Below are 14,814 nucleotides of genomic sequence, written 5' to 3'. Positions count from 1 at the left end.
GTTAGGCAGCGCGGCGGTCGGGAAAATCGGGGCCGTCCTGCCCCTTCCCGGTCATCAGCACGACGTCGCGATATCCGGCTTCCCCGAAACTCATCAGCATCTCGACGATCTGGTCGTCGCTGATCGACGGTGCCGACAGAATGATCTCGGTGCCCTCGTGCCGTGCCACCTTGGCGACGGCCTCCGCATCGGCCGACCCGCATTCGATCAGGACGAGATCGTAGGCGTTGGCGAGCGCGTCGATGATGATCTGCAGCCGGTCGATGCCGCGCATCGCCGCATGAGGATCGGCGTCGCCATGGGGTACGATATGTGCTTGGGACAACCTGTCCGAATGAATCGACTCGGAGAAGGCGACTTCGCCCATGAGCAGATTCGTAACCCCGGCAAGGTCCTGCGATTGTGCCATGAGCCGCGTCGGACAGGCCGAACCGGAAAGGTCGATCAGCACGACTTTCTGCTCGTCCTCGGCCAGAACGCGCGCCAGCATCACGGTGGCCGTCGATCCCTCGTCGCCGCCCGGGGATACCGAGACCGCAATCCGCACGCCATTGGCACGAAGATGTTCGGCCACCGACTCGATCGAAAAATCGTGCTTCGATGCCGCATTTCCATCGCCGCCGTTTTCCTCAGGCGCAGGTTCCGCCGGGACGAGGACAGGTGCGGGAATTTCTTCGACCACGCCAGCGACTGAAGGCATTTCTGCGAGCTGACGCGGGGCCGGTGCTTCGGGGAGCGAGACCGGCCTTAGCGCCCGGCCGCTGAAAAGTTCGCCAAGCATGACGACGACGCAACTGACCAGGAGGCTTGCAAAGGCAGCGACGATCGTGATCGGCAGCACCTTCGGAAAGCTCTGGGCGGTCGGGACCACGGCGCGCGAAATCACGCGTGCATCGGCCGGAGTTGCGTTCGCAACGGTACGCGACGTCGCCTCGCGGTATCGGGCGAGATAGGTTTCGAGCAGTTGGCGCTGCGCCGTCGCCTCGCGCTCGAGCGCGCGGAGCCCGACCTCCTCCTCGCCCGCCTGCGCCGATTGCGCCTTGAGCGTGTTCATTTGCTGAACGAGCTGCTGCTCGCGCAGTTGCCCGACCTTCGCCTCATTTTCGAGGCTCGCAAGAATCTTCCGCGTCTCCGACCGGATCTGCCCTTCGATCCCTTCGAGCTGGGATTTCAGCCCCTTCAACCGCGGATGGCCATCGAGCAGTGTCGTCGACAGGTCGGCGATCTGCGCCTGGACGTTGGCGCGGTTCTCCTTGAGACGCTGGATCATCGGCGAACCGACGATGTCGGCAAGCGTGTCCGCCGGACGGCCGTCGGCGAGCGCCGTCCGCATACCCTCGGCGCGCGCAGCCGTGTTCGCCCGCTCCGACCGCACCCGTGCAAGCTCCGTCGAAATGTCGGTAAGCTGGCGCGTGGCAAAATTCTGCGTCTCGCCGGTCGGAAGCAGGCCAGACTCGGCGCGGTAACCTGCGACCTTCGCCTCCGCCTCGCGCACCTTCTCGCGCAGGTTGGCGATCTCCGGCTCAAGCCAGCGGCTCGCCTCGGAGTTCGAGTCGAGCTTGGCTCCGCTCTGCAACGAGAGATAGACATTGGCCATTTCGTTCGGAATGGCGGCTGCGAGCTTCGCGTCCTTCGAGGTGAAGGCGATGGCGATCACACGCGATTTTTCGACCTGATAGACCTGCAGCTTCTCTTCGAACTCCTTCAGCACCCGTTCTTCCGGCGGCAAATCGAGAGGATTCTTCTTCAGACCCAGCATCACCAGGAGATCGGACGCGGCAGAAGGCCGTGCCGAGGGATCGAACTCGTCGAGTTCGTGAAGCTTCATGTTGCGCGCGACCTGCTTGATAAGGTCCGCCGAACGCAGGACCTGCACCTGGCTGAGGATGCCCGACTCGTCGAACATCCGGTCGGAGCCATTCTGCGAAACTTGATTGGTGCCGCTGAACTCGGGCTCACGCGACTCTATCAGAACGCGCGTTTCGCCCTCGTAATCGGGATCGACCATCTTGGCAGCCGCGAAGGCGACGGCAGCGGCCCCGACCGTGGCGAGCAGCACCCGCACGCGGCGTTGCCAGATGGCGCGAAAAAGCCCGCCGAGATCGATATCCACATCCTGCTGTCCGCCGATGCCCGACATGCCTGCACTCCAAAGCTTTCTCGTTTGGCGGGAAGGTAAACGAACATGGTAACCCAAGGGTTAATTTCCGCTGCAACCAGAGGGTGGCATGCGCCATGACGGGAAGGGCATTCGATGCGGGAAATTCTCGTGGCGGATTTACCGGCCATTAACCCTAACGGATCGATAACATCGGCCAACGGTGATCGTTTCCGGAGCCCCTGACCGCATGTCGACCGCAGCCAACAAGAGAACAAGCGTCTTCGCCGTGGCGATCCTGTCGGCGCTCGTCGGCGGTTGTACGAACTACCAGCCCGCCCCCAAGGGCTTCAGCCAGGCCACAGTGCAGCCCTATCGGCTGGACAGCGGCGATCGCCTGCGCATCAACGTCTTCGAACAGGCAAGCCTCAGCGGCAGCTATACGGTCGATCAGGCCGGCTATGTCGCCTTCCCGCTGATCGGGGCCGTTCCGTCGCGCGGGCATACGCTTCCGGAACTGGAGGGGATGATCGCGGCGAAGCTCCGCCAGGGTTTCCTCAAGGATCCGGACGTCACGATCGAGGTCGACCGCTACCGCTCCGTGTTCATCATGGGCGAAGTGGGACAGGCCGGCCAATACGCCTACGTTCCGGGGATGACGGTACAGAATGCGATCGCCGTCGCAGGCGGCTTCACGCCACGCGCCAACCAGGCGACCGCCGACATCACCCGCAAGATCAACGGCCGCATCATCACCGGACGCGTTCCGGTAACCGACCCGGTTCTCGCCGGCGACACCGTCTATATACGCGAACGACTGTTCTGATCGCCATGAGCGAACGCCCCTTGCGCATTCTGCATTGCTTCAGATCCCCGGTCGGCGGCATATTCCGGCACGTGCGCGACCTTGCCGAAGCGCATGCGGACGCCGGACATCAGGTCGGAATCCTTTGCGACAGCACCACCGGCGGGGCCCACGAGGACGCGCTCTTCGAAGAGGTTCGCCCGCATCTGGCGCTCGGCATCATCCGTGTTCCGATCCATCGTTCGATCGGGGCATCGGACGCCGCGGCGCTCTGGCGCGGCTACAAAGAAATCAGAAGTTTGCAACCGGATGTATTGCACGGCCACGGCGCCAAGGGCGGCGTGCTGGCGCGCATCGTCGGTTCAGCCCTGCGGGTCAACAAGTATCGCGTAGCCCGCCTCTATTCGCCCCATGGGGGCAGCCTTCACTTCGAGCGCCGGTCCCTGGCTGGTTCGCTCATTCTGCGCGTCGAGCGCCTGCAGGAACGCCTGACCGACGCCCTCGTCTTCGTCTGTGAATACGAACGCCGCACCTACGGCGCCAGGGTCGGCCCTCCACTGGCGCGCAACGAGCTGATCTATAACGGCATCGACGATGCGGAATTCGAACCGGTCGAGACGGGCCCGGGCGCTGTCGATTTCCTCTATATCGGCATGATGCGGGACCTGAAGGGTCCCGATCTTTTTATCGAAGGATTTGCCGCAGCCGAAGAGATCGCCGGCCGCAGGCTTTCCGCCTTGATGGTCGGAGATGGCCCGCAGCAGCGGCAATACGAAGAAATGACCCTGCGCATGGGTCTCGCCGATCGCGTCCGGCTGCTGCCGGCAATGAGGGCGCGCGAGGCTTTCGCTCTGGCCCGCAAGGTCGTCATTCCCTCCCGCGCAGAATCCATGCCCTATATCCTGCTGGAAGCGCTCGCCGCCGGAAAGCCCGTAATCGCGACTCGCGTCGGCGGCATCCCGGAGGTTCTCGGGTCCGATAGCGAGGCGCTCGTCCAACCCGGCGATGCGGGGGCGCTTGCCCGTCTCATGGCAGACGCCGTCCTGGACGCCGGCTGGGCTGCCCGGACGATGCCCGACGCGGACCGGTTCAAATCCCGCTTCGCCGCATCGGTGATGACCAGACACGTGATGCAGCTTTATCGAGACCTCACCGAGGAATCACTTGTGCCGCAGGGGCGGCTGCGTACAACGTAAGCGTTTCTTAGTGGCTTTCTGCTATCCGGGCGAAGGACTTCAGCGCCGGAAAGCGACCATGAACCAGTTTGACAGGCCAGAGAGCTTCAACCCCGAAGCGCTTCGCAAGAAGGTCTCGGAGATCCGCAAGACCACCACCGAACAAAAGACCGGGACAGGGGGAAATGCGGGGCTCAACCCGCTGGCGAAGCAGATCGCCCTTCAGTTCCGTGCGGACACCTACACACCGGCGATGATCACCGGACTTATCCGGCTTCTCGACTTCTGCGCACTTTTTGCCATCGGCTACGGCATCAATGCACAATATGTCGCGCCGGCGCTGGAGCAACTGCCGGTCTATCTCCTCATCCTCGCCGGGGGGCCGGCGCTCGCCGTTGCCGCCATGCAGGTCGCCGACGCCTACCAGGTGCCGGCACTGCGCGCCTGGCTGAGGATGACGCCGCGCGTCCTCGGTGCCTGGACGGCTGCGTTCGGCGTGATTGCGCTTGGCCTTTTCTTTCTCAAATCGGGCCACCTCTATTCGCGGTTCTGGATCGGCGCATGGTTCCTCGCCGGCGGGTTTTTCCTCGTCGCGGAGCGCGCATTCATCGCCTATTCGATCCGTCACTGGTCGAGAAACGGCACCATGGAACGCCGAGCCGTCATCGTCGGTGGCGGGCAGCCCGCGAAGGACCTGATCCGGGAGATCGAGCATCAACCGGACAACGATATCCGCATCTGCGGGATCTTCGACGATCGAGACGAGCGCCGGTCCCCGAATGTGATTGCCGGCTATCCGAAACTCGGGACGGTGGACGAACTGGTCGAATTCGCCCGTCTCGCCCGCATCGACATGCTGATCATCTCGCTGCCGCTGACTGCGGAAAAGCGCATCCTCGCACTCCTCAGAAAGCTGTGGGTGCTTCCGGTCGACATCCGGCTCGCGGCGCACGCCAACAATCTCCGTTTCCGCCCACGCAGCTATTCGCATGTCGGGCAGGTCCCGATGCTCGACATCTTCGACAAGCCGATCGCCGACTGGGATTCCGTCGCCAAGCGCTGCTTCGATATCTTTTTCAGTCTCGTGGCGCTCGCTTTGCTCTGGCCCGTCATGCTCGCTGCCGCCGTCGCGGTGAAGGTCACCTCGCCCGGTCCGATCATCTTCAAGCAGCACCGCCACGGCTTCAACAACGAGACCATAGAGGTCTACAAGTTCCGCTCAATGTACACGCATATGAGCGACCCGACCGCGCGCAACGCCGTAACCAAGAACGATCCTCGCGTAACCCCCGTCGGACGCTTCCTGCGCAAATCTTCGATCGACGAATTGCCCCAGTTCTTCAATGTGCTGAAAGGCGAGCTCTCGCTCGTCGGGCCACGTCCCCACGCCGTGCTCGCGCAGACGAAGGACCGAACCTATTCCGATGTCGTCGAAGGCTATTTTGCCCGCCACCGCGTCAAGCCGGGAGTGACCGGCTGGGCACAGATCAACGGCTGGCGCGGTGAGATCGACAACGACGAAAAGATCCGGTTCCGAACGGCATTCGACCTCTACTATATCGAGAACTGGTCGCTGCTGCTCGACCTGAAGATTCTCATCCTCACGCCGTTTCGGCTGCTGAACACGGAAAACGCCTATTGACCGCCGTCACCGCATCGCGGCCGGCTATCCTTCGCCCGCAGCTTGCCGCGATTTCGCTCGTCGGCTCCTGCCTGGTGACGATCGGCGTCTTCCTGTCCGGGTTCGTCATCGCCGAGCCCGCGCCCTACGAGATCTTCATGGCGGGGCTCATCGGCCTCTGGGCGCTTTTCGGCCTCAGGATCTCCCGTGCCACGGCTCCGCTCACGGTCCTTCTCGCCCTGTTCATGATCGGCGGCATCCTGTCGCTGACGGTGATGGCCGACCTTGGGACCGGTCCGATGTATATGGCCGTTACCGGCTTCCTCTGCCTCACGGCGGTGTTTTTTGCGGCCATCATCGAAGAGAGCTACCAGCGCCTGCCGCTCATCCACAACGCCTGGGTGGCAGCCGCAGTCATCACCGCCCTCCTCGGCATCCTCGGCTATTTCGGCGCGATACCGGGTGCGGCGAACTTCACGCTGTACGATCGGGCAAAGGGAGCGTTTCAGGACCCGAATGTCTTCGGACCGTTTCTCGTAGCCCCCACCCTCTACCTCCTTCACGGCCTGCTGACGCAGCAGATCAGCCGGGCGCCCTTGAAGATCGCCGGGCTGCTGGTGCTCACGCTCGGCGTGTTCCTCTCCTTCTCGCGGGCGGCCTGGGCTCTCGACCTCTTCTGCGTCGTCGCTCTCGTCTTCGTCATGCTGCTTAAGCAGCGCAGCGGTCTCTTCCGCCTCCGGATTCTCGTGCTGACCCTCTCCGGCGCCCTGTTCGTGGTGGCAGCACTCGTGGTCGCCCTGCAGTCGGACCAGGTTGCCTCTCTCTTCTCGAGCCGCACGCAGCTCGTTCAGGATTATGACGGCGGACATCTCGGGCGTTTCGACCGGCACCGTATCGGCTTTCTGATGGCCATGGAAAAGCCGCTCGGCATCGGCCCCATGGTGTTCAGCACCATGTTTCCTGAAGACGAGCACAACGTGCTTCTGAAGAGCCTGACATCCTATGGATGGCTCGGCTTCGTCGCCTATGTCACGCTCATCCTCTGGACGCTGTCGCTCGGCTTTCGGTTTCTGCTGCTCGAGAGGCCGTGGCAACCATATCTGATGATCGCCTGGATCACGCTTATCGGCCATGTCGGCATCGGCAACGTGATCGACACCGACCACTGGCGCCATTTCTACCTGCTTCTCGGCATCCTCTGGGGGTGCGCCGCGCTCGAATATCGCCATAGAAGGCAGATCCGTTCCGGAACGACCGCATGACCACGGGTAGCGAGCCGCTCGACGCCCCTCTGCGCCTGCTCGAGGTACTGGAACCCAGCGGCGGCGGGTCCGGGCGCCACTTTCTCGATCTCTGCCGCGGCATGCATGCGCGCGGTCATCATGTCGAAGCGATCTATTCTCCTGTTCGGGCCGAAGACGGTTTCGTGCGCGAACTCCAGGCACTCGGCCTTCCCGCCATTCACGCCGTCGGCATGTGCCGGGCGCCCGCCCCCTCCGACTGGTCCTGCTTTCGCGCCATAAATCGCATCATCCGCACTGCCGGGCCGTTCGACGTCGTTCACGGGCACAGTTCCAAGGCCGGAGCCTTGACGCGCCTGCGCCTGCCGGGAAGGCACGTACCGCGCGTCTACACGCCGCATGCCTTCAGGACGATGGATCCCACGCTCGGCCGCAGCGGCCGGATGATATACGGGGGCATAGAGGCGCTTCTCGCCCGTTTCTTCACCGATCATCTCGTCACCGTCTCCGGTGACGAACTCGCTCATGCGCTGTCGATCGGCATTTCGAGACAGGGCATGTCCGTCATCGTCAACGGCGTCGAGACCCCCTCGACCGGCATGGCGCAGACGGTGCGCGCCAGCTTCGGCATTCCACCTGACGCCTTCGTTTTCGGCTTCATCGGTCGGCTCTCGGCGCAAAAGGCCCCCGAGCGTCTCATCAACGCCTTCGGCAAGGCCGCGACGGCGATCAGGAACGGTCACCTTGTGCTGGTCGGATCGGGAGAATTGGAGGAAGAGGTCCGCGCCGCGATCGCCGCAAGCGGTTTGCAGAACCGCATCCATCTGACCTCGGCCTTTACGGGCCCTCAGGCGGTGCCCGCATTCGATCTCCTCGTCATGCCGAGCCGCTACGAGGCAATGTCCTATGTGATGCTCGAAGCCGCCGCCGCCGGCCGGCCGATCATCATTTCCGACGTCGGCGGAGCCAGAACGGCCGTCGATCACGGAGAGAACGGCTACGTCGTTCCGAACAGCGAGGACGCCTCACCGCTTGCAAAAGCGATGATAGCGGCGGCCGACCCGGATATGTTTCGACGCTTTGCCAGCGCGGCTTCGGCACGCCGGGACCGTTTTACACTGAAACGCATGCTCGACGAGACGGAAGAGGTTTACCGGCGAATGGCAGCGCAGCGACGCCGACAGCAGCCATAGGATCGAATCAGCCCAGATTTGGCCACAGACGTTCAGTACATTCCATTACACTTTATTAGGCATTTATAATTCTATTTATATTGTATGGGGGCAATCATGGGACCGGTAACACTGGTACTAACGGTGTGCCTTATCTCGGCGCCCGAAAAATGCCGTGAGGAGCGCCTGCACCTGGAGATCCAGGAAACGTTGATGCAGTGCATGTTCCGCTCCGTAATGTATGTCAGCCACTGGTCGGGACAGCATCCAGCTCTTAGTGTCAAAACATGGCGATGCGAGCTTTCAGTGGCGAACAGGAGCACTTAGGCGTCCTACGACGCACCGGAGCACCTGCGGTGCATGCTCGACAATGAAAAATGGATCGGGGCCAAATCAGCCGTTGCCGACGCGGGAGCAGATTTCGATGAATTCTCAAACGCGGCGAGCCTATATTGATCGCTATATCGCAACACATTAGAGATGTCTTTAAAATAGCCCTCGCCAACAGGAGGGCACAGAGATGGAGAAAATTCGGGCCGAACTGCCTCAGAGCGACGAAGACAGACGCGAGTTTCTAAAAGCTTGCGGCCGATTCGCGGCAGTCACGCCACCTGCTGTGACCATGTTGCTTTCTGCCAGCCTCACCTCGGATGCCATCGCTGCATCCGGCAGCGGCAGCTCGAACCTGGGAAAGGGCGGCGGAGGCGGGAATAGTGCAAAGGGCGGTAAGGGCGCCAATGGCATAAAGGGCGGCAAGGGCGGAAACAACGCAAAAGGGAAAGCCAAACCCGGCAAATAATGTGCAGCCCTCCAGCATTAAAAGATGAACGCCACGGTGGCTCTCGTCACCTGCTACAGCGTTCGAAGGCCCCAGATCTGCATGGGTCGTCCAATCGCCGAGTACCAGCCACGTAAGCGGCATCACCGAGCACCAGCTGCTGCAACGGCTGTTGACACGGCTCGGCGATCAGCGGGCGAAAGAGGCACTCGGTGACGATCGGCAGGGTTGGTGGCCGGACGATGATCGAGGCGACGGCGGCAACCCGCTCCTCCAAACCGAAAGATGGCCTGACACAAATAGAGCTGCAGCGGGGGACTTGCTGCAGCTCCGGTCGCGACGTGTCATCTTCTAGCTGGGGCGCATTTGCCCTGTTCCATTCAAGGGAACCGCTTCGAACGTCGCTTGGACATATTGTACTCTCAGCGGAACAGGAATCAAGGGAAAGCGCCTGTTTTGCCGGTGCCGGGGCTCACGCTTTTCAAGGCCGGGAATGGCACTCGCCCCATGGCCCGAGGGCGATGTTCCGATAGCCGTGCCAGCGCTTCCCGCCGACGGCATATCGGACCTTGGTCGGGTGTATCGATGGCAAAGGTCTTAGCCACGCCGCCGAGCGAAACCTTTCAGACCGAATTGGAGTTGTCACCGTCGAGCGGCCCCCAGCCGCTTGGGTGAGTGATGACCTCAGAGCTGTAAAGATTGTCCCTTCTCCGCAGCTCTGAGGCTCCCACTCCCCAGCGCATTAGGAATTGATTGATGCAAGACAGAGACGACTACGCGTTGCCGGAGCAAAGTGCCTCACGCGACGAGAACAAGGATTCTGACACTCCAAAGAAAACGATGGCACAGCGGCGGAAGTCAGTTGGAGTGACCCGCGGAGCCGATCACAGTCGCCTGAAGGCCTTGGAGTATCTCGGCAGAAGGTGGTTGTCACATCGATGACTGAGTGAGAGCAAGCGGGCTTACTCTCCCCGAAGCAAAAACACAAAGCGCCAGTCGGAACCATCTGTGCGGCTGACCGTTAAAGCCCGTCTCCGGACGGAGCGGCAGCGTCCTCATCTCCTCCCTCGCCCCGAGGATGCTGCCACTTCCGGGCAACTTGAGCACACGCTGGCACAGCTCGATCAACGCCGCAACCGAGCGCCGTCTCGAAGGAGATGGGGAGGAAGAAGGGCGACGGTATCCGATCGCCTCTAGCGGGCTCAAGATGCAGTGGAAACGAATCAGGCGAAAGCCAAGATCCAGGATTGCGCGAGGGCGCCCATCGTATCGCGTTGAAACCAAAGCGGAAATGGTCGGAGCGGCGGGATTCGAACCCACGACCCCTTGACCCCCAGTCAAGTGCGCTACCGGGCTGCGCTACGCTCCGACCCGCTTGGTTACAAGCCCGCTCTCATTAGTCGGAACACACGCCCGGCGCAAGGGGGAAAATGGAGCTCGCCCATCACAGGAGGCCGCCGACTGTATCGGAAGCGGCACGACAACAGTTTTGTGATTTGGATCGATGTCCCGTGCTGGATAAACTGCGCCTGCAAACCACAGGAGAAGCCCGATGAAGAGCATTCTCGTACTTGCAGCCGCCTTCGCTTTATCGGCGACGGCAGCGTCAGCCGATTGCCTGGGCCATTCCAATACCACGGCATCGATCGACAAAGTCGACAAGGAGATCACGACCGCGAGCGTGGCAAAGGCCGAGCAGTCGACCTCTGACGATCTCCTCCTGAAACAGAAGAATGCACAGCAGTCGACGGAAGAAGCGGCCGAATAAGTCGATCACGACCGAGTTGGGCCTCGGCACTGCTTTCGAGGCCCCCTTCCCGTGTCTTCCCTACTACCGAACCTGATCGAGCAGACGCTTGCATTCCAGGAGGTCGTAGAGCGCTTCCTGCAGCAGCGCCCTGTCTTCCTTGCCGACCGACGTCTTGCCGACGGTTATCTCGGCATCGTCGCCTCCGGTGCCGAAAGAGAAGAAACGCCGGCTCGCCGGTGCCTTCGGACGGCCGACGATCTGGTCCTCCTCCGCCACGCCCGCCTTGGGCGGCGCCGGCTCTTCGTTGCTGGAAGCGGCAAGCGCCTCGACGGTCGCAAGATCCCCGCTCGCGATGGCGGCGACGAATTTGTTGCCGTTGGCTTTCAAAAGCTTCTGCACACCCTTGATCGTATAGCCGTGATCGTAGAGGAGGTGCCGGATGCCCTTGAGCAGGTCGACATCCTCGGGGCGATAATAGCGGCGCCCGCCACCGCGCTTCATCGGCTTGATCTGCTGGAACCGGGTTTCCCAGAAACGAAGAACGTGTTGGGGGAGATCGAGTTCGTCCGCAACCTCGCTGATGGTGCGGAAAGCATCCGGGCTTTTCTCCATGTGGTCCCCATCTCCATAAGGCGCGTCGGGATCTGAACCGATTCCTGCGACGTGTTTTACGTCCTCTGTCTGCGTATCCGCCATCCAAATCGCCGCTAGGACCAGCGCTTTCAGCGTTTCATGGAAAGACTGAAACCCTCTAAGTCCTTGAAGCTCCGCACTTCCGTACGGAAAACCGCTAAGCACTTTCCTGGCAATGCTTCGGGCGGCGCTTGCTCGCCGCGCAAGATCGGCTACGCGACGCACGGATCGTCAGGCGATGATTACACGAATCATGCCTATTTCAATGGCTTATGGATGGGTTTTCAACCACATTTGTGGTGGTCGACGGCGCTTCAGCCGGCCGGGTTGGACGGTTTCAACTTGGACTTGCGGCTCAGATGCGCCTTCAGGACCCGCTGCTTCAGGACATTCGAAGCCTTGAAGGTCATCACCCGGCGCGGAGAAATCGGCACTTCCTCGCCGGTTTTCGGGTTCCGGCCGATGCGCTCGTTCTTGTCGCGCACCTGGAACGTTGCGAAAGAAGACAGCTTCACGCTCTCGCCACGCACGATTGCGTTGCAGATCTCGTCGATGACAGTTTCCACGAGTTCGGCGGACTCCGTGCGAGACAGACCCACCTTGCGAAAAACCGATTCAGCCAAGTCTGCCCGCGTTACTGTTTTTCCGCTCATCTTCCCCCACCGATGTCTGGCATGCCGATCAGCGATTGAAGACTATTGCCCTTGTCTTTTCCGGTCAAGCGCCTGCCGTAATTCATTATTTTCTTACCAGCGTAGAAGAACGGAGCCCCAGGTGAAGCCCCCGCCCATCGCTTCGAGCATTACGAGATCACCCTTCTTGATCCGGCCGTCGGAGGCGGCGGCATCAAGGGCAAGCGGAATCGACGCCGCGGAGGTGTTGCCATGCAGATCGACGGTAACCACAACCTTTTCGAGAGGGATGCCGAGCTTCTTGGCCGAGCCGTCGATAATGCGGCGGTTGGCCTGGTGCGGAACCAGCCAATCGATGTCGTCGGCGGTCGTCCCGGTTGCCTCGAAAGCCGCCTCGATCACGTCGGTGATCATGCCGACCGCATGCTTGAAGACCTCGCGCCCTTCCATCCGGAGATGGCCGACGGTGCCCGTCGTGGACGGCCCGCCGTCGACATAGAGCTTGTCGCGGTGGGCGCCGTCAGAGCGCAATTGCGCCGTCAGAACGCCTCGATCAGCCTTCGTGCCGGCCCCCTCCTGCGCCTCCAGGACGATCGCACCGGCGCCGTCGCCGAAGAGCACACAGGTCGTCCGGTCGGTCCAGTCTAGAAGTCGCGAGAAGGTCTCAGCGCCAATGACCAGCGCGCGTTTGGAGAGACCGCCGCGAATATAGGCGTCAGCCGTCGCGACCGCGTAGACGAAGCCGGAACAGACCGCCTGCATATCGAACGCCGCACCGTGCCGCATGCCGAGGCGGTTCTGGATGTTCACCGCGGTTGCAGGGAAGGTGTTGTCCGGAGTGGAGGTCGCGACGATGATCAGGTCGATGTCGTCAGGCGTCAGCTCGGCTCTCGCGAGCGCCGCACGCGCCGCCGCCTCGCCGAGAGAGGCGCTCGTCTCCTCCTCGCCTGCGATATAGCGCTGGCGGATGCCGGTCCGCTGCACGATCCATTCGTCGGACGTGTCGACCTTGGATTCGATTTCCTTATTGGTCATCACTCGCTTCGGCAGTGCTGCCCCGAAGCCGCGCACGACAGAACGGATCATCTACTCAAACCTCATCATTCATGCCCGCGGAAGGGCTTCGGACGGCTGGGCGCCATGATACCGTGCCAGATCGGTCTCGATCTTCGCCTTCAGGCCGTTCTTCACCATATCGTATCCGACGTCGATGGCCGCGGCGAAGCCCTCGGCATCCGCGCCACCATGGCTCTTGATAACGATGCCGTTGAGACCGAGGAAAACCCCGCCATTGACCTTTCGCGGATCCATCTTCTCGCGGAGCCGGTCGAAGGCTCCCTTGGCGAAGACATAGCCGACCCTTGCAAGAAGCGTGCGCGACATCGCGGCGCGCAGATATTCGGCGATCTGACGCGCCGTCCCCTCTGCTGCCTTCAGCGCGATATTACCGGAAAAGCCCTCGGTCACCACGACATCGACGGTGCCGCGGCCGATATCGTCGCCTTCGACGAAGCCGTAATATTCGATCCCCTCGACGTCGGCCTCACGGATCAGGCGCCCGGCCTCCTTTACCTCTTCCTGGCCCTTGATCTCCTCCACGCCGACATTTAGAAGGCCGACGGAAGGACGCTCAACTTCGAAGAGCGCCCGGGCCATTGCGCCGCCCATCAGGGCGAAATCCATGAGTTGCTGCGCGTCGGCGCCGATCGTAGCGCCGACGTCGAGAACGATGCTTTCGCCCTTCAGCGTCGGCCAGATGGCGGCGATCGCCGGCCGCTGAATGCCCTGCATCGTCCTCAGACAGAAAACCGACATCGCCATCAGGGCGCCGGTGTTCCCGGCCGAGACGACCACATCCGCTTCGCCGGCGTTGATCGCGTCGATCGCCTTCCACATGCTCGATTTGCCGCGTCCGCGCCGAAGCGCCTGGCTCGGCTTTTCGTCCATGCCGACGGCAATCTCGCAATCATGGAACGTGCTGCTCGCCTTGAGCTTCGGGTGCTTGGCGAGCAGTTCCACGCACCGCGCTTCCTGGCCAAAAAGAACGAACTTTATGTCCGGGTGACGTTCGAGCGCTCTCGCTGCGCCCGGGATGACGACTTCAGGACCATAGTCGCCTCCCATCACGTCAAGTGAAATTCTGACCACGCGTGTCTTATCCTTTTTTCCCGCCACGCAACATGTTTCGCCCCTCAAGCATCAAGCGGCGGCGATCCATGTTCCTTCTGAAGTGGGGCCGGCATGCAATGTCTCGGCGTAGCGGCCCCCTTGGCTGGAGTCGGGCCAAAATACTGCTTTTCGTCGGCGTGACAACCGAATTGTAAGCCGGGGCTCAGCCGTTTCAATCCTTTTTCCAGTCCTTCAGCACCGCGAACGGGTTCGGCCGTTCGTCGTCCGCGGCGGAGCTTTCGATGCGTTCGCCGAAAGCGGCGCCCGGCTTGCGCGGATAGGGATCGATGGCGAGCGCGACGTGCTCGCTGACGACCACGCCGGCATCGACCGTATCGCCTGTGAAGGTATCTGGCAGGTCGGGTCCGTCCGGATCGACGATCATCTCGCCGCCGTCGGCGTCGGCCTGCCGCGCGAGACGTGATCCCTCGGGTACGAGGATCGCCTCCACCGGTTCGCGGATATCAGATTCGACCGGCTCGAGCGTCACGACGCAGGACTGGACGATATGCGCACGAACCTCGCCCTTGATCTTCACACCGTCCTTTTTCCAGCGCGCAATCTGCAGGTCGGCGGCAAGGGAAGAGACGCCTTCCACGCGCCAAAGCTCGGCAAGAGCCCGCAGTTCGGCATCGTTCGCCGACATATGCACGGTCACAGGATTTGCCGAAATATGCCCCACCTTCACCGGGTAGGAGAATGCCGGTTTGCTCTCTTGCTTCATGTTCAGGTCCTTCCTC

General features: G+C 61.9%; 15 protein-coding genes and 1 tRNA gene. 9 read left to right on the top strand and 7 right to left on the bottom strand.

The window, feature by feature from the left end; genetic code table 11:
* Window position 1 precedes the first annotated feature (1 nt).
* Window positions 2-2,140: a GumC family protein gene (locus tag AC5J09_RS18290; protein WP_494298166.1), complete on the bottom strand. Its 2,139-nt coding sequence runs from the start codon at window positions 2,138-2,140 to the stop codon at window positions 2-4.
* Between the two features lie 208 nt (window positions 2,141-2,348).
* Here AC5J09_RS18290 and AC5J09_RS18285 point away from each other — a divergent pair, with 208 nt between their 5' ends.
* The 8 genes from AC5J09_RS18285 to AC5J09_RS18250 all read left to right on the top strand — a co-directional run bounded on the left by AC5J09_RS18285 (window position 2,349) and on the right by AC5J09_RS18250 (window position 9,832).
* A complete protein-coding gene (locus AC5J09_RS18285) occupies window positions 2,349-2,924 on the top strand; it encodes a polysaccharide biosynthesis/export family protein (RefSeq protein WP_018094818.1) in 576 nt (191 codons plus the stop codon).
* A 5-nt stretch (window positions 2,925-2,929) separates the two neighbouring features.
* A complete protein-coding gene (locus AC5J09_RS18280) occupies window positions 2,930-4,099 on the top strand; it encodes a glycosyltransferase family 4 protein (protein ID WP_494298165.1) in 1,170 nt (389 codons plus the stop codon).
* Window positions 4,100-4,157: 58 nt separating this feature from the next.
* Complete coding sequence (locus tag AC5J09_RS18275; RefSeq protein WP_494298164.1) at window positions 4,158-5,720, top strand: undecaprenyl-phosphate glucose phosphotransferase; 1,563 nt, start codon at window positions 4,158-4,160, stop codon at window positions 5,718-5,720.
* The gene (locus tag AC5J09_RS18270) at window positions 5,717-6,961 is read left to right on the top strand and encodes an O-antigen ligase family protein (protein WP_494298163.1); all 1,245 of its coding nucleotides are present in this window, start codon (window positions 5,717-5,719) and stop codon (window positions 6,959-6,961) included. Before AC5J09_RS18275 ends, AC5J09_RS18270 begins: the two co-directional genes overlap by 4 nt.
* Window positions 6,958-8,133, top strand: coding sequence for a glycosyltransferase family 4 protein (locus AC5J09_RS18265; RefSeq protein ID WP_494298162.1), 1,176 nt, complete (start codon window positions 6,958-6,960; stop codon window positions 8,131-8,133). Before AC5J09_RS18270 ends, AC5J09_RS18265 begins: the two co-directional genes overlap by 4 nt.
* Before the next feature lie 96 nt (window positions 8,134-8,229).
* The gene (locus tag AC5J09_RS18260) at window positions 8,230-8,439 is read left to right on the top strand and encodes a hypothetical protein (protein WP_324763213.1); all 210 of its coding nucleotides are present in this window, start codon (window positions 8,230-8,232) and stop codon (window positions 8,437-8,439) included.
* Between the two features lie 193 nt (window positions 8,440-8,632).
* Complete coding sequence (locus tag AC5J09_RS18255; protein ID WP_494298161.1) at window positions 8,633-8,911, top strand: hypothetical protein; 279 nt, start codon at window positions 8,633-8,635, stop codon at window positions 8,909-8,911.
* A 735-nt stretch (window positions 8,912-9,646) separates the two neighbouring features.
* On the top strand, window positions 9,647-9,832 hold the full coding sequence (locus tag AC5J09_RS18250; protein ID WP_100672169.1) for a hypothetical protein: 186 nt from the start codon (window positions 9,647-9,649) through the stop codon (window positions 9,830-9,832).
* Window positions 9,833-10,182: 350 nt separating this feature from the next.
* Here AC5J09_RS18250 and AC5J09_RS18245 read toward each other — a convergent pair.
* A tRNA-Pro gene (locus tag AC5J09_RS18245) sits at window positions 10,183-10,259 on the bottom strand.
* A 183-nt stretch (window positions 10,260-10,442) separates the two neighbouring features.
* On the opposite strand from AC5J09_RS18245, the gene AC5J09_RS18240 reads away from it, so the two are divergent.
* Window positions 10,443-10,658 carry a hypothetical protein gene (locus AC5J09_RS18240; RefSeq protein WP_100672168.1) on the top strand — a complete coding sequence of 72 codons (216 nt, stop codon included), beginning with the start codon at window positions 10,443-10,445 and terminating at the stop codon, window positions 10,656-10,658.
* 63 nt (window positions 10,659-10,721) lie between these two features.
* On the opposite strand, the gene AC5J09_RS18235 is transcribed toward AC5J09_RS18240, so the two are convergent.
* The 5 genes from AC5J09_RS18235 to AC5J09_RS18215 form a co-directional block, all read right to left on the bottom strand.
* Window positions 10,722-11,252: a MerR family transcriptional regulator gene (locus tag AC5J09_RS18235; protein ID WP_324763211.1), complete on the bottom strand. Its 531-nt coding sequence runs from the start codon at window positions 11,250-11,252 to the stop codon at window positions 10,722-10,724.
* A gap of 335 nt (window positions 11,253-11,587) precedes the next feature.
* The gene (locus tag AC5J09_RS18230) at window positions 11,588-11,926 is read right to left on the bottom strand and encodes an integration host factor subunit alpha (RefSeq protein ID WP_003529278.1); all 339 of its coding nucleotides are present in this window, start codon (window positions 11,924-11,926) and stop codon (window positions 11,588-11,590) included.
* A gap of 93 nt (window positions 11,927-12,019) precedes the next feature.
* Window positions 12,020-12,991, bottom strand: coding sequence for a beta-ketoacyl-ACP synthase III (locus AC5J09_RS18225; protein ID WP_100672166.1), 972 nt, complete (start codon window positions 12,989-12,991; stop codon window positions 12,020-12,022).
* 18 nt (window positions 12,992-13,009) lie between these two features.
* Entirely contained in the window at window positions 13,010-14,053 is a 1,044-nt protein-coding gene (plsX, locus tag AC5J09_RS18220; RefSeq protein WP_275596481.1) for a phosphate acyltransferase PlsX, read from the bottom strand.
* 193 nt (window positions 14,054-14,246) lie between these two features.
* Window positions 14,247-14,798, bottom strand: a complete 552-nt coding sequence (locus AC5J09_RS18215) for a YceD family protein (protein WP_100672274.1) — start codon at window positions 14,796-14,798, stop codon at window positions 14,247-14,249.
* Window positions 14,799-14,814: the final 16 nt, after the last annotated feature.

This window comes from Sinorhizobium sp., assembly GCF_059070375.1.
The sequence above is the reverse complement of the archived record's forward strand: the minus strand, read 5'-3'. Positions and strand labels throughout refer to the sequence as shown.